The following is an 18,618-nucleotide window of genomic DNA, read 5'->3' on the forward strand; positions in this document are numbered from 1 at the left end:
ACTGCGTTCGCAATGACGGGGCTGTTCATGGAAAGCGTAGCGCGGCAGTCCATGCCGACCGGAAGTCATGGATTGCTTCAATTTGTTCGCAATGACGATGTTCTTTTATGTTGTTTAAAGGACTTCGCTCGCGAAGTCAGCCAGCCGCGAGCGCTCGCCACGCGCCAGCGTGATGTGCCCGCTGTGTTGCCAGCCCTTGAACTTGTCCACCGCGTAAGTCAAGCCGGATGAGCCTTCGGTTAGATAAGGCGTGTCGATTTGCGCGATGTTGCCCATGCAGATGATCTTGGTGCCTGGCCCGGCCCGGGTGATGAGCGTTTTCATTTGCTTGGGTGTCAGGTTTTGCGCCTCGTCGATGATGACGTATTTGTTCAAGAACGTACGCCCGCGCATGAAGTTCATGCTTTTGATCTTGATGCGGCTGCGGATGAGTTCGTTGGTGGCGGCGCGGCCCCATTCGCCGGCGGCGGTGTCGGTTTTGCCCAGCACCTCCAGGTTGTCGTCGAGGGCACCCATCCAGGGGCCCATTTTTTCTTCTTCGGTGCCAGGCAAGAAACCGATGTCTTCGCCCACGCTCACGGTGGCGCGGGTGACGATGATTTCGGTGTAGCGCCGCTCGTCGAGCACCTGGGTCAAGCCCGAGGCCAGTGCCAACAGTGTTTTGCCAGTGCCGGCCTGACCGGTCAGGGTGACAAAGTCCACCTCCGGGTCCATCAGCATGTTCATGGCAAAGTTTTGCTCGCGGTTGCGCGTCGAGATGCCCCACACCGCATTTTTCAGGTGGGTGTAGTCTTTCAGGGTTCTGAAGACTGCCGTTTTGCCGCGAATTTCCGTGACTTTGGCATACAGGCTGGGCTCACCCGGAGCTTCAAAATAAACAAACTGGTTGATCAGAAGTTGCGGCACCACCGGGCCACTGACGCGGTAGAAGGTGTGCGCGCCTTGTTGCCAGCTTTCCACTTTGTTGCCATGGGTGTTCCAGAAATCTGCTGGCAGCGCGTAGGCACCGCTGTACAGCAGGTCGCCATCGTCCAGCGTCTTGTCGTTTTGATAATCGTCGGCATTCAAACCCAGGGCACGGGCCTTGACGCGCATGTTGATGTCTTTCGACACCAGCACCACGTCGCGCGGCGCGTGTTGTTTGCGCAAGGCTTCCACCACACCCAGAATCTGGTTGTCCGCCTTGCCCTGAGGCAGGCTGGTTGGGAGTTCGTAATTCAGAAACTGGGTTTGAAAGAACAGGCGGCCACGCGCTTCGGAGTGGCCGGTGGAGCTCAGGCGCAGTCCGGTGCTGATGTCCGACCCCTGGTGCTCGGCCAGTGCGTCCAGTGAGCGGCTGGCCTGGCGCCCATTGCGGGCCACTTCGGTCATGCCTTTTTTATGCCCATCAAGTTCTTCAAGAACGATCATGGGCAGAAACACATCGTGCTCTTCAAAGCGGAACAGGCAACTGGGGTCGTGCAGCAGCACATTGGTGTCGAGCACGAACAGCTTGCTGGGGCCTTCCTTGCGGCGAACTTTGGCAATGACTGGCTCAGGCGCGGTCGTTGACGCGCTGCGGCGCTTGCTGCTGGTTCGGGGGGACTTGTTGACCACCAGGGCTGCAGCTTCGGCAACTGGCTCTGTTGGGAGCGCTTGCGGCTGGGGTGCCTCTTGCATTGGTGGTTCTTCCATTGGCTGCGATTTGCCCGCGCAGGCTTTGGGGCGCGCGGGCACGTTGTAGTCCTGCAGCGACAGCAAAGCGGCACGTTTGGAGGGGGCAGTGGGCAAAGGCATAAAAACTCCTGCGCGTTAGGGGGGTGGCAAGTTCACAAACAAAACAGCCGCCATGTCACCAGGGCGGCTGTTAAAGAAAACGATAAAACTTGAGGCATATGCACGGATTATGCACGTGCCTTTGTGACAAAACGGTTTGGCGCCAAGACAAGGGTTTTTCGCCCCATTGCGCAATCAGGCCAGTGCCGGCGTCTTTTGGAGTTCCTTGACGGCCCGCAGCACGTCGTCCACATGGCCAGGCACTTTGAGGCCGCGCCACTCTTCCTTGAGCAGGCCGTCAGCGCCGATCAGGAAGGTGCTGCGCTCGATGCCCTTGACCTTCTTGCCGTACATGATCTTGTTTTTGACAACTCCGAACATGTGGCACATTTTTTCTTCGGTGTCGGCAATCAGCTCAAAGGGCAGTTCGAGCTTGGTCTTGAACTCTTCGTGGGAGCGCATGTTGTCGCGGGAGACACCGAACACGGTCGCACCGGCCTTGACAAAATCTTTGTACTTATCGCGAAACTGCATGGCTTCGGTGGTACAACCAGGTGTATTGTCTTTGGGGTAAAAATAAAGGATGACTACATGTCCCAGGTGAGACGTGTTGGTGACCCGGATGTCACCAGTAGCAGTAGATTCAAATTCAGGGATGGGTTTGTTGACAACTATCGCCATGTTTCTTCGATCTCGTGTGACAGGATGCGTCGGTCTCTCAAGTCGCGGACACTATCCTTTTAAAGCACTTGTGCGCCCCCGACTGCAAGGTTCGTATTTTACTCCGATTTGACATTCGGGTTCGATAGGGATATTCCCCCGTATCAAGCCGTTGGCCCGGCGCTTTTATACGCCAGCGTCTTCGATCAGCAACGCAACGGCGACTTGGCGACCTTCGCCAGCCAGGATGTTGTAGGTGCGACAGGCAGCCTGGGTGTCCATGGATTCGATGCCAATCTGGCGCTCGATCAGGCTGCGCGTCAGGGCGGCCGCCGGAAAACGCAAGCGATCTCCGCTGCCAAAAATCACCAGTTCGGTTTGCAATTGTGCCAACTGTTCAAAGTGCGCGCCAGTCAGGTCCTCAAAGCGCGCGCACTGCCAGTCAAAACGCCGACCATCCGAGGCAATGACCACGCTTTGGGTAAATTGAACATCGCCCACCTGCACCCAGCCCGTGCCGTAGGAGCTGATGGATGGCACGCCAATGATGTCAGGGTGAATTTTCATGGGGTGGGGCTTGTGGTGTGTACGAGATGGGATCAACAAAACTTGTGGTCAAATTATAGGTTTCGCTCTTTAGCGATCACGCCCGGAGGGACTTTGAAGACCATACGCAAATCAGCCAAACTGGCCAATGTCTGTTACGACATTCGCGGCCCGATCATGGACGCCGCGCGTCAGATGGAAGAAGATGGTCACAAGATCATCAAGCTCAACATTGGCAACCTGGCGATGTTCGGCTTTGACTCGCCTGAAGAAATCCAGCAGGACATGATTCGCAACCTGCCCAACTCGGCGGGTTACTCGGACAGCAAAGGCATTTTTGCGGCGCGCAAAGCGGTCATGCATGAAACCCAGAAGCAGGGCATCAAGGCCGTCACGCTGGACGATATTTACCTTGGCAATGGCGCCAGCGAATTGATCGTGATGGCGACCAACGCCTTGCTCGACGATGGCGACGAAATCTTGCTGCCATCGCCAGATTACCCTTTGTGGACAGCCGCGGCCAGCCTGTCGGGCGGCACGCCGGTGCACTACCTGTGTGACGAGACCAATGGCTGGATGCCCGACCTCAACGACATCCGTGCCAAGATCACGCCGCGCACCAAGGGGCTGGTGGTGATCAATCCCAATAACCCGACCGGCGCGCTGTACGCCGATGAATTGCTCAAGGGCCTGGTGCAAATCGCCCGCGAGCACGGCCTGGTGATTTTTGCCGACGAAGTCTATGACAAAGTGCTTTACGACGGTGCCAAGCACACGGCCATGGGCTCACTGAGCGTCGATGTGTTAACGCTGACGTTCAATTCGTTGTCCAAAAGCTACCGCTCGTGCGGCTACCGCGCGGGCTGGATGATTGTCTCTGGTGACAAAAAGCCTGCCAAGGACTACATCGAAGGCCTGAACATGCTCTCCAACATGCGGCTTTGCTCCAACGTGCCGGGCCAGTGGGCGATCCAGACGGCGTTGGGCGGCTACCAGAGCATCAATGATCTGGTCTGTGAGGGTGGTCGGCTGCGCCGCCAGCGCGATCTGGCTTATGAGCTCATCACCGCGATTCCGGGCGTGAGCTGCGTCAAGCCCCTGGCCGCGCTGTACATGTTCCCCAAGCTTGACCCGGTCATGTACCCAATAGCCGACGACCAGCAGTTCTTTTTGGAACTGTTGCAGGAAACCAAGGTGATGCTGGTGCAGGGCACCGGCTTCAACTGGCCGGCACCCGACCATTTCCGCATGGTGTTTTTGCCCTACGAAGACGAGTTGCGCGAGGCCATTGGCCGCATCGCCAAGTTCCTTGAAGGCTACCGCAAGCGGCACGGCAACTAAATTATTTCTCTTTTATCAATCTTATGAAACCTATTCAAGTCGGCCTGCTGGGCATTGGTGTTGTTGGCTCTGGCACGTTCAATGTGCTCAAGCGCAACCAGGAAGAAATCAAACGTCGCGCCGGGCGCGGCATCGAGATCGTACAAGTGGCCGACCTCAACGTGGCGCGCGCCCAGGAACTGGTGGGGCCGGATGTGACGGTGGTCAGCGACGCCCGAGCCGTGATTGCCAACCCCGACATCGACATCGTGATCGAACTCATCGGCGGCTATGGCATTGCCAAAACGCTGGTGTTGGAGGCCATCGCCGCGGGCAAGCACGTGGTCACGGCCAACAAGGCGCTGCTCGCTGTGCACGGCACGGAGATTTTTGCGGCAGCCTCGGCCAAGGGTGTGATGGTGGCTTTTGAAGCGGCTGTGGCCGGTGGCATCCCGATCATCAAGGCGCTGCGTGAGGGGCTCACGGCCAACAGCATTCAGTGGATTGCCGGCATCATCAATGGCACCACCAATTTCATTTTGAGCGAAATGCGAGATAAAGGGCTGGACTTTGCCGTGGTGCTCAAACAAGCCCAGGCGCTGGGCTACGCAGAAGCCGACCCGACCTTTGACATCGAAGGGGTTGACGCGGCCCATAAAGCCACCCTCATGAGCGCGATTGCCTTCGGCATCCCGGTGCAGTTCGACAAAGCCTACATTGAAGGCATCACCAAACTCGGTGCCGCCGACATCAAATACGCCGAGCAACTGGGCTACCGCATCAAGCTGCTGGGTATCACGAAGCGTCGCCAGGGCGATGCGACCAAGGGAACGATGGAAGGCATCGAACTGCGCGTGCACCCCTGCCTGATACCGGCCAAGCGGTTGCTTGCCAACGTCGAGGGTGCCATGAACGCCGTGGTGGTGCAGGGCGATGCCGTGGGCACCACGCTGTATTACGGCAAAGGCGCGGGTTCAGAGCCCACGGCCAGCGCGGTGATTGCCGACCTGGTCGATATCACCCGTCTGCACACTGCAGACCCCAAGCAGCGCGTGCCGCACCTGGCCTTCCAGCCCAATGCCATGAGCAACCTGCCCGTGATGCCAATGGGTGAGGTGGTCACCAGTTACTACCTGCGTTTGCGGGTGGCCGACGAGACCGGCGTGCTGGCCAAAGTCACGGGCATTCTGGCGGATGCCGGCATCAGCATCGACGCGGTATTACAGCGTGAAGCCGACGAGATCGGAACCGAGGCACCGGCGACCCAGCCACAAGTGCCGCAAACGGATGTGATCATCCTGACCCATGACTGCCAGGAAGCCAAAATGAACGAGGCAATAGCGCAGATGCAGGCGCTGCCCACGGTGCTGGAGCCCATCACCCGCATTCGCAAGGAAGAATTGGCGTGATCAAAGCCGGTACGATCACTCTGTATATTTTTTCGGTATTACACTTCTGGGTATTACTTTTGAGGAGCTTGTGATGGGCTACGCGCTAACCAGTAAAAGTCAGGTCACCCTGCCCAAAGCCATTCGCGATTTTTTGGGTGTATCGCCAGGTCAGGAAATCGACTACGAAGCGTTGTCGGACGGCCGGGTGGTGATATTTCCTGTGCGCCGCGAAGCCGCGAGCGACAATCCGTTCGAGCAGTTGCTCGGTATCGGCCTGCGCAAACGGCCCACGGATGAGATCATGCGTGAAACCCGTGGTGAAGATTGGAATCGATGATTTTGGTGGACAGTTGCGTGCTGATTGACGTATTTGATGCCGATCCACAATGGCAACAATGGTCACTCGACGCTTTGCAAACGCACCATGCCCAGGGTCTGGCGGTCAATGCCTTGGTCTGTGCCGAAATAGCGCCTTCGTTTGCGAGCCAACAGCAGATGCAAGAGGCGCTTGACTTGGTGCATCTGGTCTATGCACCGCTGTCGCAGGCCTGCGCTTTTGTTGCGGCACAGGCGTTTGCGCTTTACCGGCAGAACAAAGGCTCAAAATTGACCACACTGCCTGATTTTTTTATTGGCGCCCACGCCCAAACTCAGGGCTGGCCTATCCTGACCCGCGACAAAGCGCGTTACAAAACTTACTTCCCGGCGGTGAAACTGATCACGCCCAATACTTTTGGCTAACCACTGAACTTCATGCTCTACCTCTCCACCCGTGGCGACCAAACGCCTAAACATTTTTGCGACATCCTGCTTGAAGGTCTGGCACCCGATGGCGGCTTGTACTTGCCCGCGCATTACCCAACTGTGGATGACGCCACCTTGAGCCGCTTGCGCAGCGTTTACCAAAATCAGGGTTATGCCGAGCTGGCCTTTGAGGTGTTGTCGCTGTACATCGACGACATCCCGGCAGCCGACCTGAAAGCCCTGTGCCGCAAGACCTACACCGCCGAGGTGTTCGGCACCCCGGAAATCGTGCCGTTGCGCTCGCTGGAAGACGGCATCTGGTTAGAGGCCCTGTCCAATGGCCCGACGCTGGCGTTCAAGGACATGGCGATGCAGTTGCTTGGCAACCTGTTCGAATACGAGCTGGCGCGCCGCGGTGAAGAACTCAACATTCTGGGCGCCACCAGCGGCGACACCGGCAGCGCTGCCGAATACGCCATGCGCGGCAAAAAAGGCGTGCGCGTTTTCATGACCAGCCCGGCCGGGCGCATGAGCCCGTTCCAGCAGGCGCAGATGTTCAGCCTGATGGACGACAACATTTTCAACATTGCCGTCGATGGCGTGTTCGACGACTGCCAGGACATGGTCAAGGCCGTCAGCAACGACCTCGACTTCAAGCGCAAGTACCGCATCGGCACGGTCAATTCGATCAATTGGGCGCGCCTGCTGGCGCAGGTGGTCTATTACTTTGCCGGTTACTTTCAGGCCACGCAGGACAATTCTGAGAAGGTCAGTTTCACCGTGCCGAGCGGCAATTTTGGCAACGTCTGCGCCGGCCACGTGGCCCGCATGATGGGCCTGCCCGTTGCCCGCCTGGTAGTGGCCACCAACGAAAACGACGTGCTCGACGAATTTTTCAAGACCGGCGTTTACCGCGTGCGCAGCAGCGCCGACACCCATGAAACCTCCAGCCCGTCGATGGATATCTCCAAGGCGAGCAACTTCGAGCGTTTCGTTTTTGACCTGCTCGGGCGCGACGCGGCCTTGACCAAATCGTATTTTGGCGATGCCCTGGGCCGCGTGGGTTTCTTTGACCTCGAAGCGCACCCGACCTTCAGCCAGGCCGCCCGGCGTTACGGCTTTGACAGTGGCAAGAGCACCCATGCGGATCGGCTGGCAACCATCAAAGACACCTGGGAGCATCACGGCATGATGATTGATACCCACACCGCAGACGGCGTCAAGGTGGCGCGCGAGCACGTGCAAGCGGGCGTGCCCATGATCGTGCTCGAAACCGCCTTGCCCATCAAGTTTGCCGAAACCATTGTCGAGGCCACCGGCCGCGAGCCCGATCGTCCGGCCAAATTCATCGGCATCGAGGCCCTGCCCAAGCGTGTTGTCACCATGTCGGCCGATGTGCAGGCCATCAAGTCATTTATCGCAGGGCATTGTGTATGAAAGTGGTTGGTTTTGCCGGTTTTTCCGGTTCGGGTAAGACCACGCTGGTCGAGCGTCTGATTCCGGCGCTGCGGCTCAAGGGCCTGCGCGTGTCGGTGGTCAAGCATGCCCATCATCGTTTTGACATTGACCATGAAGGCAAGGACACCTATCGCCATCGCGAGGCCGGTGCCTTCGAGGTGGTGGTGGCATCCGACAAACGCATGGCCCTGATGCGCGAGTTCGAGGTCGCCAAACGGCCCACCGTGCACCAGTTGCTGGCCGAGTTGTATGATGGTGTCGATTGGGTGTTGGTGGAGGGTTTCAAGGATTCCGATTTGCAAAAAATTGAAGTCTGGCGCGCCATATCGGGCAAACCCACGCGCTACCCGCAAGACGATTTCATCACCGCCATCGCGACCGATTCGCCAGATCAACTGTCCACGCCTACACGGCTGCCGGTGCTTGACCTCAATGACCCCGATGCGGTAGTTGACTGGCTGATCTCGCAAGGCCCGCGCTTTGACTACCATTTTGAGAATCACGCATGACCACGACCCGTCCCGCTTCCAAACCCTTGATGTCGCTCGATGATGCGCTGACGCAGTTGCTGGGCTACGTCAACGCGCTGCCCGGTGAAGCGCAGGTTGCCACCTTCGATGCCGATGGTCGGGTGTTGGCGCAAGATCTGGTGTCACAACTGCAGGTGCCGCCGCAAGACAACAGTTCGATGGACGGCTACGCGCTGCGTTGTGCCGATGTGGCTGACCCGGCCCAGGCACTGCCCGTATCGCAGCGCATCCCGGCGGGCAGCGCGGGCGCCGCGCTGGCGCCCAAAACGGTGGCACGCATTTTTACCGGCGCACCGATTCCCCAGGGCGCCGATGCCGTGGTGATGCAGGAAGACTGCGAGCTGCTCGCCAATGGCAGCGTGCGCATAAAAACACAGCCCCATACGGGCCAGTGGATACGACGCGCTGGCGAAGACGTCACGCGCGGTGCTGTCGTGCTGGCAAAAGGTGTGCGCCTGACGCCGGCCGAGCTTGGCCTGGCGGCCAGCATTGGCATGAACTTGCTGAGCGTGGCGCATCGCCCCAAGGTGGCCCTGTTTTCAACCGGCGACGAGTTGGTGATGCCGGGCACCGTGGCACCACAAGACATGCCGCCCGGCGCCATCTACAACTCGAACCGGTTTTTCCTGAAAGCCCTGCTCATGCGCCTGGGTTGCGAGGTGACCGATCTGGGCATCGTGCCCGACCAGCGTCAGGCCACCATCGACGCCTTGCGCAGTGCCGCAGAACAGCACGATGTGATTTTGACCAGCGGCGGGGTTTCGGTGGGTGAAGAAGACCATATCAAGCCCGCGGTGCAAAGCCTGGGACAGCTGGACCTGTGGCAAATTGCCATCAAGCCGGGCAAACCGTTCGCTTATGGCCGTGTTGCCAAGGCGCACTTTATCGGCTTGCCGGGTAATCCGGTGTCGAGCTTCGTCACCTTTTTGCTGCTGGTGCGGCCGTTTTTGCTCAAGTTGCAAGGGGTGTTGGATGTGGCCGTCAAACCCATGGCTATGACGGCCCATTTCAGTTGCCCGCGGGCTGACAGGCGCCGCGAATTCCTGCGCGTCAGGCGCAATGCGGCTGGCGGCCTCGATCTGTTTGCCAACCAGAGTTCGGGCGTCTTGACTTCGGCGGTCTGGGGTGATGGCTTGGTGAATAACCCGCCAGGCTGCACCGTCGCCCCGGGTGATGTGGTGCAGTTCATTCCTTTTTCGGAGCTGCTGGCATGAAAGTGACCGTGAAATATTTCGCATCAATCCGTGAAACCGTTGGCGTTTCCAGCGAACAGCGCGACACCCAGGCGACCTCGCTGGCCACGCTGCGCGATGAACTCATTGCTCTGGGCGGCGGCCACGCCGAGAGTCTGGCGCGCGGCAAGGCGGTGCGCCTGGCGCTCAACCAGGTCATGTGCGATGAAAGTGTGGCACTGGGGGAGGGCGCCGAAGTGGCATTTTTCCCGCCTGTGACAGGGGGCTAGGTTCATGCAGAGTGTCAGCACGCCCCGGGTTTCCATCCAGACGGCCGACTTCGACCTCAGCGCTGAAGTGGCGGCCCTGCGTGCGCAAGATGCGCGCGTGGGTGCTGTTTGCAGCTTCATCGGCACCGTGCGCGACCGCACCGCGGGCGAGCCGGACGCTATTGCCAGCATGGAGCTCGAGCACTATCCGGGCATGACCGAGAAGTCGATCGAGGCCATGATCGATGCGGCACAACAGCGCTTTGACATTTTTGGCGCGCGCGTCATTCACCGTGTCGGGCTGCTGCAGCCGCTGGACCAAATCGTCTTGGTGGCCGTTACCTCGGCGCACCGGGGCGAGAGTTTTCAGGCCTGCGAGTTTTTGATGGATTACCTCAAGACCCAGGCGCCGTTCTGGAAAAAAGAACAAACGCCAACCGGCGCACGCTGGGTCGATGCCCGTGTCAGTGATGACGCGGCGCTGGCCAAATGGGGCATTGCCCTTCAAAATACGAGCTCATAAGCCCAACCATTCATTTCAATGCAAGACAAGACCCCCGAGACGCAGACGGCGCACCGCGTCATCAAGAAGTATCCCAACCGCCGGCTCTACGACACCCAAACGTCCACTTACATCACCTTGTCAGAAGTCAAAGACCTGGTGATGCAGCACGAGCCATTCGAGGTGGTGGACGCCAAGACCGGGGACAACCTGACGCGCAGCATTTTGTTGCAAATCATTCTGGAAGCCGAGACCAGTGGCTCGCCCATGTTCACAGCGCCGGTGCTGGAGAGCCTGATCCGCTTTTACGGCCACGCCATGCAGGGTTTCCTGGGCGGTTATCTGGAAAAGAACATCCAGACCCTGATCGACACCCAAACCCGTTTTGCCGAGCAAACCAAGGGCTTCACGCCCGAGATGTGGAAGCAGTACACCAACCTGCAGCCGCCGGCGATGCAGGCCATGCTGGGTGGCAGCCTGGAACAATCCAAGTCCTGGCTGGCGCAAATGCAGGCGCAAATGCAAAAGCAGACCGGGCAAATGCTGGGCGCCTTTGGCCTCAGCAACACGCCCCCCAAAAAAGGTTGAATTTCTGAATGAATGCTTCCACCACCACTGCGGTGACTGCGCCGAAAGTTGGCTTTGTCAGCCTGGGTTGCCCCAAAGCGCTGACCGACTCCGAATTGATCCTGACGCAGCTCAGCGCCGAGGGTTACCAAACTTCCAAAACCTTCGAGGGTGCCGACCTGGTCATCGTCAACACCTGCGGCTTTATTGACGATGCCGTCAAGGAAAGCCTCGACACCATTGGCGAAGCGCTGGCCGAGAACGGCCGGGTGATCGTGACCGGCTGCCTGGGTGCCAAAACAGCTGAGGGCGGCGGCAACCTGGTGCGCCAAATGCACCCCAGCGTGCTGGCCGTCACCGGCCCGCATGCCACCCAGGAGGTGATGGACGCGGTGCATGCCAACCTGCCCAAGCCGCACAACCCGTTTGTCGATCTGGTGCCCAACACCTTCGGCGTGGCGGGCATCAAGCTCACGCCGCGGCATTACGCCTACCTCAAGATCAGTGAGGGCTGCAACCACCGCTGCACTTTCTGCATCATTCCGTCGATGCGCGGCGACCTGGTGTCGCGCCCGATTGGCGACGTGCTCAAGGAGGCGCAAGCGCTGTTCGAGGGCGGCGTGAAGGAACTGCTGGTGATCAGCCAGGATACCTCGGCCTATGGTGTCGATGTGAAATACCGCATGGGTTTCTGGAATGGCAAGCCCATCAAAACCCGCTTGTTTGAATTGGCGCAAGCGCTTGGTGAGCTCGCGCAAGCCCATGGTGCCTGGGTGCGCTTGCACTATGTCTATCCGTACCCGAGTGTCGATGACCTTCTGCCGCTCATGGCCAGTGGGCTCATCCTGCCGTATCTCGATGTGCCGCTCCAGCACAGCCACCCCGATGTGCTCAAGCGCATGAAACGCCCGGCCAGCGGCGAGAAAAACATGGAGCGCTTGCTGCGCTGGCGCGAAGCCTGCCCGGATATCGTGGTGCGCAGCACCTTCATTGCGGGCTTCCCGGGCGAAACGGAAGCCGAGTTCGAGCATTTGCTTGACTTTATGCGCGAAGCGCAAATTGATCGCGCCGGGTGTTTTGCTTACAGCCCGGTGGCCGGCGCTGCCGCCAATGAATTGGGTGGCATGCTGCCCGAGGCGCTGCGCGAAGAGCGCCGTGCCCGCTTCATGGCGGTGGCCGAGGCCGTTTCTGCCACCAAGCTGCAAAAGCGCGTGGGTGCCACGATGCAAATTTTGGTGGACTCGGCGCCCAGCCTGGGTAAAAAAGGCGGCGTCGGACGTTCTTATGCCGATGCGCCGGAGATCGATGGCCTGGTCAAGTTGCTGCCGCCCGAGAAGATCAGCAAAACCCTGCGCGTGGGCGAATTCACCAAGGCGCGCATCGTTGCGGCGCAAGGCCATGACCTGATTGCCCAGCCATTTTGATGGCCCCGGTTAAAATGGCAGCAACCCACAAAAAAGCCGTTGCAGAAATGTCCACTTTGGTGGCTACTTATGCAACGGCTTTTTGTTCAAAAACCCCAATGACTTTCACAAAAGCGCATTGGAATTCATTTATATTGGTGCCCAGGAAGGGACTCGAACCCCCACGAAGTTACTCGCTAGTACCTGAAACTAGTGCGTCTACCAATTCCGCCACCTGGGCATTTCAGGAAAGAAAGGCATTGTATCAAAAATAGTAAGCAAACCAGCTTGTTGCTGGAAGAAGTTGAAGGAATCGTTCAAGGGCATCGCGATGGTCATGGTTTTGTGATTCGCGATGATGGCGAGGCAGACATTTACCTGCCACCCAACGAGATGCGCGCCGTGCTGCACAAGGACCGCGTCAAGGTGCGCATTGTGCGCAGCGACCGCAAAGGCCGGCCCGAAGGGCGCGTGGTCGAGATTGTGGCGCGCAGCACCCAGGTCATCATTGGTCGCCTGCTGTGCGAGAGCGGCATCTGGATTGTGGCCCCCGAAGACAAGCGCTACGGCCAGGACGTGATGATCCCCAAAGCCGGCACCGGTCTGGCCAAGGTGGGCCAGGTGGTGGTGGTCGAGCTGACCGAGCCGCCGGCGCTGTTTGGCCAGCCGGTGGGCCGCATCAAGGAAGTGCTGGGCGAGATGGACGACCCCGGCATGGAGATTGAAATTGCGGTGCGAAAATACGATGTGCCGCATGAATTCTCCGATGCCTGCATTGCGCTGGCGCGGGCTTTGCCCGATAGCGTGCGTGCGCAAGACAAAGCCCAGCGTATCGACCTGACCGATGTGGCGCTGGTCACCATCGACGGCGAAGACGCGCGCGATTTCGACGATGCCGTTTATTGCGAGCCCGCCAAGATCGGCCGCGGCAAGGCGGCGGTGCCGGGTTGGCGTTTGTTGGTGGCCATTGCCGATGTCAGCCACTACGTCGAAAACGGCTCGGCTCTCGACATCGATGCCTACGAGCGCGCTACCAGCGTGTATTTTCCGCGCCGCGTCATTCCGATGCTGCCCGAAAAACTGTCCAACGGCCTGTGTTCGCTCAACCCGGAGCTTGAGCGCCTGTGCCTGGTCTGCGACATGCTGGTGAGCGAGGACGGCGACGTGACCGCCTACCAGTTTTACCCGGCCGTGATGTGGAGCCACGCGCGTTTCACTTACACCGAGGTCGCCGCCATTTTGGCCAACACGCGCGGCCCCGAGGCTGCCAAACACCCGGAACGTGTCACCGACCTGATGAACCTGCACGATGTTTACCGTGCCCTGATCAAGTCGCGCGAGCGCCGTGGCGCGGTTGACTTTGAAACCGTCGAGACGCAGATCGTCTGCGACGAAGCGGGCCACATCGAAAAAATCGTGCCGCGCACGCGCAACGACGCGCACAAGTTGATCGAAGAAGCCATGCTGGCGGCCAACGTTTGCAGTGCCGACTTCATAGCGCAAAGCAAACACGTCGGCCTGTACCGGGTGCACGAAGGCCCGACGCCTGAAAAAATTGAACTGCTGCGCAATTTCCTGAAAATCATCGGGGTGGGTTTGAGCGTCAGCGACGCCCCAACGCCGGCTGAATTCCAGGCCATCGCCAAGGCCACCAAAGACCGGCCCGACGCGCAGCAAATCCAGACCATGCTGCTGCGCTCCATGCAGCAAGCCATTTACACGCCCGAAAACAGCGGCCACTTTGGCCTGGCCTTTGAGGCCTACACCCACTTCACCAGCCCGATCCGGCGCTACCCTGACTTGCTGGTGCACCGGGTCATCAAGGCGATTTTGCACAAGAGCAAATACCAGTTGCCCAATTTGCCCACACCGGGCGAACAGCACGCCAAGTTGTCCAAACGGCTGGAAAAAAACCTGGCATCGCGCGTCAAGGAGCCCGGCCAGAAACCGCGCAAGCTCAGCGCCGACATGCAGGCCTGGCAAGCCGCCGGCCTGCATTGCAGCGCCAACGAGCGCCGTGCCGACGAGGCCAGCCGCGACGTGGAAGCCTGGCTCAAGTGCAAGTACATGCGCGACCACCTCGGCGAAGAATTTGGCGGCGTGGTCAGTGCGGTGACCAGCTTCGGCATTTTTGTCACGCTCGACGCCATGTACGTCGAGGGCCTGGTGCACATCACCGAACTCGGTGGCGAATATTACCGTTTTGATGAAGCCCGCCAGGAGCTGCGCGGCGAGCGCACCGGCATGCGCTATGCGCTGGGCACGCGGGTGCGGGTGCAGGTGAGCCGGGTCGATCTGGACGGCCGGCGCATTGATTTCCGCCTGCTCACCGACAGCGATGGCTTGCTGCACAGCGCGCCAAAAGAGCGTGGGTTGGCCTATGAGGGCATTGACCGCAAATTGTTCGCAGACGACGCCGGCGTGGCCAGTGTCGGGCGGCACAGCCGCAGCATGGCCGAACCGTTGCCGCGCGCAGGTGCGGCCAAGCGCACAGGCGATGCCAAAACGTCTGCGCCTGCCCAAGCCAAGGACAAGACGCGCCAACCGCGCCGGCGCAGTTGACAAACTTAATTACTTGAACACCATGACAGAAACAAACAAAGTTGCGCTGGTCACAGGCGCGGGCTCGGGTATTGGCAAAGCGGCCGCGCTGGCTTTGCTGGCGGGTGGCTGGCATGTGGTGCTGGCGGGGCGACGCCTGCAGCCCTTGCAGGAGGTGGCGGCTTTGTCAGGCAGGCCTGAGCGTGCCCTGGCCGTGCCTGCCGACGTGTCGCAAGAGGCTTCGGTGGTGGCGCTGTTTGATGCGGCGGTGCAGCAATTCGGCCGTGTCGATATGCTGTTCAACAATGCCGGCACCAGCGCACCGCCCGGCGTGCTGCTCGAAGACCTGACACTGGCCGACTGGCAACAGGTGGTCGATGTCAACCTGACCGGCATGTTCTTGTGCCTGCGCCAGGCGTTTCGGGTCATGAAGGCGCAAACCCCGATGGGTGGGCGCATCATCAACAACGGCTCCATTTCAGCCACCACACCGCGCCCGAATTCCATTGCCTACACCGCCACCAAACACAGCGTATCGGGCCTGACCAAAACTGCCTCGCTCGATGGTCGCAAGTACAACATTGCCGTGGGCCAGATTGACATTGGCAACGCCGCCACCGACATGACGCAGCGCATGCAGACCGGTATTTTGCAGGCCAACGGCACGCTGGCCGTTGAGCCGGTGATGGACGTGGCGATTGTGGGCCAGTCGGTGCTTTACATGGCCAACTTGCCCTTGCAGGCCAATGTCATGTTCCACACCGTAATGGCCACCAACATGCCGTTTGCCGGGCGCGGCTAAAAAGCACTCAGGCCATCAGCGCCTGGGCCAGTCGCGAGGCCGTCAGCACCCGGTCTTGCGGCCAGTGGTCTGCCACAGCGCCATGCTGATAGACCGCTTGGCAGGCGGCATCGAAGCCATTCAGGCCAGCGGCCAGGCGCGCACCGATCAAACCCGCCAGCACATCGCCGGTGCCCGCCGTGGCCAGCCGGGCATTGCCGGTCGGGTTGATCACGGGTACCGCATCCAACCGGGCGATCAGTGTGCCCGAACCCTTGAGCACCACGGTGCAGCCGAAACGCCGGGCCAGTTGTTGCGCCGCTGCCATGCGATTGGCTTGAATGTCAGCTGCGCTGCAGGCCAGCAGCCTGGCCGCTTCCAGCGGGTGCGGCGTCAGGATGGTGGCGCGCTGTTGCCGGCCGCGCTCGCCGAGCTGGGCTTGCAGCGAGGCAGATTGGGCAATGGCATTGAGGCCGTCGGCATCGATCACCAGGTGTTTGGCTGACTTTAAAAGGACCGGCAAATGGGCTGCCATTGAGGTGCCGCCACCGCAACCGCAGACCACGCTCATCGATGCCAGTGCAAGCGTGTCCGGCTGCCGGAACATCAGCTCAGGCTGCGCGGTGTCGAGCCGCATGGGCTGCTCGTCCAGCAGACTCACAAACACCCGCCCGGCGCCACCGTGCAGCGCTGCCGAAGCCGCCAGCAGGGCTGCGCCGGTCATGCCGCTGGCACCGCCCACCACGGCCACGTCGCCATAACTGCCTTTGTGGCTGGCATGCGATCGAGGTATCGTTACTGTTTGACCCGCCAGCCAGGCGCTGGGCGGCAAGGGTGGCGGGGCGCCCGGGGCGCTCGGGGCGGCCTGATCCTGTTGCAGGTCGTCCAGCCAGACGCTTCCTGCCAGATCGCGGCCCTGTGCAGTGAACAGACCTGGCTTGAGCGTCAGCAGGCTCAGCGTGTGGCTGGCTTTGACATGGCAGCGGCTGGCAGCACCGGTGTCGGTTTGCAAGCCGCTGGGCACGTCCACCGCCAGCACGGGTGCACCGCACCTGTTGATCTGATGCATCCAGTCAGCCATCAAACCCGCAGGCTCGCGCACTTGCGAGCCAATACCCAGCAGGGCATCGATGCACAGGTCGAATTGCGCTGGCGCAGCAGCGACAAATGGCACACCCGCCTCAAGGGCGCTTTGATAAGCGAGGCGGGTGTCAGCCGACGCCTGCTCCCGGTTGCCGAGCCAGCTCACCAGCGGCTGCTTGCCCCAGCGCTGCAAATGCAGGGCGGCCTCGATGCCGTCGCCGCCGTTGTTGCCGGGGCCGGCGGCGATCCAGATGCGTTGGGCATGGGGCGCGATGGCCAGTGCCAACCTGGCCACAGCCAGTCCGGCGCGCGCCATCAAGGTGTGCTCAGGCAGGGCTTGCTGCAAGTGGCTTTCAAGTTGCCGTGTCGCTGCCACATCATGCAGCGCTTGCCGATTCAAGAAGTTGACCAGTCGCATGGCAAAACGCAAGGCAAATCGTCAGAACTCGAAGCTGTCGCCTTCGCGGGCAAGGCGGTAGATGGGGTCACCGGCCTGACGCGGGTGTTCCGCAATGACCTCGGCAAAAGCCGCCTCCAGCGCAGCGTCGCTGCGCGTGGGTTCATGGTGGGTGCAAAACAGGTTTTTGGCCCCGGCTTTTTTGGCGTATTCAATGCTTGAATGGTAGGTGCCATGGCCCCAGCCAATCTTGGCCGGGTATTCGGCCGTGGTGTAGGAGCAGTCTGCGATCAACACATCTACTCCCTGCATGGCTCGCAAAAGATAGTTGTTTCTGGTCTCTACCTCTTGCTGCAACTGCGCAAAATCCGCGTCACCTGGGGCGAGATGGTTCAGGGGTGGTTCGTGGTCGCCGGTAAAAAACAGCGATTTACCGTTGCTTTCAATCCGGTAGCCAAAGTCCACCACCGGATGGCACATCAGATACGGCGTGACTGTGGCGCTGCCGATCTGGATGCTTTGATCGGGTGCCAGGGTCACGTACTCGATGCGCGCCTTCATTTCTTCCTCGCGAACCGGAAAATAACTGTACTGAAGCTGCACCGCCATGATTTGTTCGATGCCCTTGCCGGTGATCGGATCAAAGGCGCCATGCAATCGCATGGTGTTGCCCGGGATAAAGTTCGGCACGAAAAATGGCAAACCCTGAATATGGTCCCAGTGCGAATGGGTGATCAGCACATTGGCCGTGACCGGCAATTCGCCGAGCAGGGTTTGCGACAGCGGAAAGATGCCGGTGCCGGCATCGATGATGATGAGCTCGTTGTTGTCGGTGCGAACTTCAATGCACGTGGTGTTGCCGCCGTAGCGCATGGTGTTGGGGCCGGGCGAGGCGATGGAGCCGCGGACTCCCCAGAATTTGACTTTCATGCCGTTCCTCTAAGTGTCGCGAATCGCCAACGTGCCGCCAACCCGATTGGCATACTGTTGATTGATGTCAGGACTTGCTGATCGCATAGGGTACTGATCGTACCGCCAAAATTTTGCAATGCGCTTGTTCTGCAAATTGGCCAGCGGGTAACTGTGGAAGTTTGGTGTCAGTTTTGGCAAGGTGTCATGGCTAGAATGCGCGGTGTTGGTGCTCGCGTCGTGGTTCACACGCCGCAGTTCAACGGGAAGCAGGAGGGTGAAGCTGGGCAACAGCAAACCTAACCTGCGCTGCCCCCGCAACGGTAAGTGGACGCATCATTTTTTGATGCCGCTTTGGTCTTTGCCACTGAGCGTTCTGAACACGCGCTTGGGAAGGCGACCAAGGTTGATTCCATCAGCCCGGATACCGGCCAACACGGTGGCTGCGCGCGCAAGTGCGCAACCGTGACGCTCAAGCACTGTCGGGGACGACGGTGAGGGCTTTTATCTTGGTTCTTTTGACTCATGAAAACTTGTATTTTTTCTAAGCGCGGTCGCGCTCCCGTGCGCTTTTGCGCGTCTGTTGTGGC

The 18,618-nt window shown here is 59.8% G+C and carries 18 protein-coding genes, 1 tRNA gene and 1 riboswitch; of the genes, 13 read left to right on the forward strand and 6 right to left on the reverse strand.

Features of this window, described 5'->3' with window-relative positions:
- Positions 1 to 114 precede the first annotated feature (114 nt).
- The 3 genes from IBX54_RS05820 to IBX54_RS05830 all read right to left on the reverse strand — a co-directional run bounded on the left by IBX54_RS05820 (position 115) and on the right by IBX54_RS05830 (position 2,982).
- A complete protein-coding gene (locus IBX54_RS05820) occupies positions 115 to 1,776 on the reverse strand; it encodes a PhoH family protein (protein WP_296541721.1) in 1,662 nt (553 codons plus the stop codon).
- A 174-nt stretch (positions 1,777 to 1,950) separates the two neighbouring features.
- A complete protein-coding gene (locus IBX54_RS05825) occupies positions 1,951 to 2,436 on the reverse strand; it encodes a peroxiredoxin (RefSeq protein WP_296541722.1) in 486 nt (161 codons plus the stop codon).
- A 165-nt stretch (positions 2,437 to 2,601) separates the two neighbouring features.
- A complete protein-coding gene (locus IBX54_RS05830) occupies positions 2,602 to 2,982 on the reverse strand; it encodes an Mth938-like domain-containing protein (protein WP_296541723.1) in 381 nt (126 codons plus the stop codon).
- Positions 2,983 to 3,075: 93 nt separating this feature from the next.
- On the opposite strand from IBX54_RS05830, the gene IBX54_RS05835 reads away from it, so the two are divergent.
- The 11 genes from IBX54_RS05835 (at position 3,076) to rimO (ending at position 12,338) form a co-directional block, all read left to right on the forward strand.
- Positions 3,076 to 4,302, forward strand: coding sequence for a pyridoxal phosphate-dependent aminotransferase (locus IBX54_RS05835; RefSeq protein ID WP_296541724.1), 1,227 nt, complete (start codon positions 3,076 to 3,078; stop codon positions 4,300 to 4,302).
- Between the two features lie 23 nt (positions 4,303 to 4,325).
- Positions 4,326 to 5,690, forward strand: coding sequence for a homoserine dehydrogenase (locus IBX54_RS05840; RefSeq protein WP_296541725.1), 1,365 nt, complete (start codon positions 4,326 to 4,328; stop codon positions 5,688 to 5,690).
- A gap of 73 nt (positions 5,691 to 5,763) precedes the next feature.
- On the forward strand, positions 5,764 to 6,009 hold the full coding sequence (locus IBX54_RS05845; protein WP_296541726.1) for an AbrB/MazE/SpoVT family DNA-binding domain-containing protein: 246 nt from the start codon (positions 5,764 to 5,766) through the stop codon (positions 6,007 to 6,009).
- A complete protein-coding gene (locus tag IBX54_RS05850; RefSeq protein WP_296541727.1) occupies positions 6,006 to 6,413 on the forward strand; it encodes a PIN domain-containing protein in 408 nt (135 codons plus the stop codon). The genes IBX54_RS05845 and IBX54_RS05850 overlap by 4 nt, the downstream gene beginning before the upstream one ends.
- A gap of 12 nt (positions 6,414 to 6,425) precedes the next feature.
- Positions 6,426 to 7,853 carry a threonine synthase gene (thrC, locus tag IBX54_RS05855; protein WP_296541728.1) on the forward strand — a complete coding sequence of 476 codons (1,428 nt, stop codon included), beginning with the start codon at positions 6,426 to 6,428 and terminating at the stop codon, positions 7,851 to 7,853.
- Entirely contained in the window at positions 7,850 to 8,383 is a 534-nt protein-coding gene (gene mobB, locus IBX54_RS05860; RefSeq protein ID WP_296541729.1) for a molybdopterin-guanine dinucleotide biosynthesis protein B, read from the forward strand. The genes thrC and mobB overlap by 4 nt, the downstream gene beginning before the upstream one ends.
- On the forward strand, positions 8,380 to 9,618 hold the full coding sequence (gene glp, locus IBX54_RS05865) for a gephyrin-like molybdotransferase Glp (protein WP_296541730.1): 1,239 nt from the start codon (positions 8,380 to 8,382) through the stop codon (positions 9,616 to 9,618). Before mobB ends, glp begins: the two co-directional genes overlap by 4 nt.
- A complete protein-coding gene (locus IBX54_RS05870; protein ID WP_296541731.1) occupies positions 9,615 to 9,866 on the forward strand; it encodes a MoaD/ThiS family protein in 252 nt (83 codons plus the stop codon). Before glp ends, IBX54_RS05870 begins: the two co-directional genes overlap by 4 nt.
- A 4-nt stretch (positions 9,867 to 9,870) precedes the next feature.
- The gene (locus IBX54_RS05875) at positions 9,871 to 10,368 is read left to right on the forward strand and encodes a molybdenum cofactor biosynthesis protein MoaE (protein WP_296541732.1); all 498 of its coding nucleotides are present in this window, start codon (positions 9,871 to 9,873) and stop codon (positions 10,366 to 10,368) included.
- Positions 10,369 to 10,386: 18 nt separating this feature from the next.
- Complete coding sequence (gene phaR / locus IBX54_RS05880) at positions 10,387 to 10,935, forward strand: polyhydroxyalkanoate synthesis repressor PhaR (protein ID WP_296541733.1); 549 nt, start codon at positions 10,387 to 10,389, stop codon at positions 10,933 to 10,935.
- 8 nt (positions 10,936 to 10,943) lie between these two features.
- Complete coding sequence (gene rimO, locus IBX54_RS05885) at positions 10,944 to 12,338, forward strand: 30S ribosomal protein S12 methylthiotransferase RimO (RefSeq protein ID WP_296541734.1); 1,395 nt, start codon at positions 10,944 to 10,946, stop codon at positions 12,336 to 12,338.
- Positions 12,339 to 12,473: 135 nt separating this feature from the next.
- Here the strand turns inward: rimO and IBX54_RS05890 are convergent.
- A tRNA-Leu gene (locus tag IBX54_RS05890) sits at positions 12,474 to 12,558 on the reverse strand.
- Between the two features lie 23 nt (positions 12,559 to 12,581).
- Between IBX54_RS05890 and rnr the strand changes: the two genes are divergently transcribed.
- Both rnr and IBX54_RS05900 read left to right on the forward strand, forming a co-directional pair.
- Positions 12,582 to 14,879, forward strand: a complete 2,298-nt coding sequence (gene rnr, locus IBX54_RS05895; protein WP_296541738.1) for a ribonuclease R — start codon at positions 12,582 to 12,584, stop codon at positions 14,877 to 14,879.
- Positions 14,880 to 14,901: 22 nt separating this feature from the next.
- The gene (locus tag IBX54_RS05900) at positions 14,902 to 15,660 is read left to right on the forward strand and encodes an SDR family oxidoreductase (protein ID WP_296541735.1); all 759 of its coding nucleotides are present in this window, start codon (positions 14,902 to 14,904) and stop codon (positions 15,658 to 15,660) included.
- 7 nt (positions 15,661 to 15,667) lie between these two features.
- On the opposite strand, the gene IBX54_RS05905 is transcribed toward IBX54_RS05900, so the two are convergent.
- Together IBX54_RS05905 and IBX54_RS05910 are read right to left on the reverse strand one after the other, a co-directional pair.
- Complete coding sequence (locus tag IBX54_RS05905; protein ID WP_296541736.1) at positions 15,668 to 17,140, reverse strand: NAD(P)H-hydrate dehydratase; 1,473 nt, start codon at positions 17,138 to 17,140, stop codon at positions 15,668 to 15,670.
- A gap of 21 nt (positions 17,141 to 17,161) precedes the next feature.
- On the reverse strand, positions 17,162 to 18,049 hold the full coding sequence (locus tag IBX54_RS05910) for an MBL fold metallo-hydrolase (RefSeq protein ID WP_296541737.1): 888 nt from the start codon (positions 18,047 to 18,049) through the stop codon (positions 17,162 to 17,164).
- A 189-nt stretch (positions 18,050 to 18,238) separates the two neighbouring features.
- A riboswitch (cobalamin riboswitch) is annotated at positions 18,239 to 18,479 on the forward strand.
- Positions 18,480 to 18,618: the final 139 nt, after the last annotated feature.

Source organism: Rhodoferax sp. (genome assembly GCF_014859475.1).
Taxonomy (GTDB): domain Bacteria; phylum Pseudomonadota; class Gammaproteobacteria; order Burkholderiales; family Burkholderiaceae_C; genus Rhodoferax.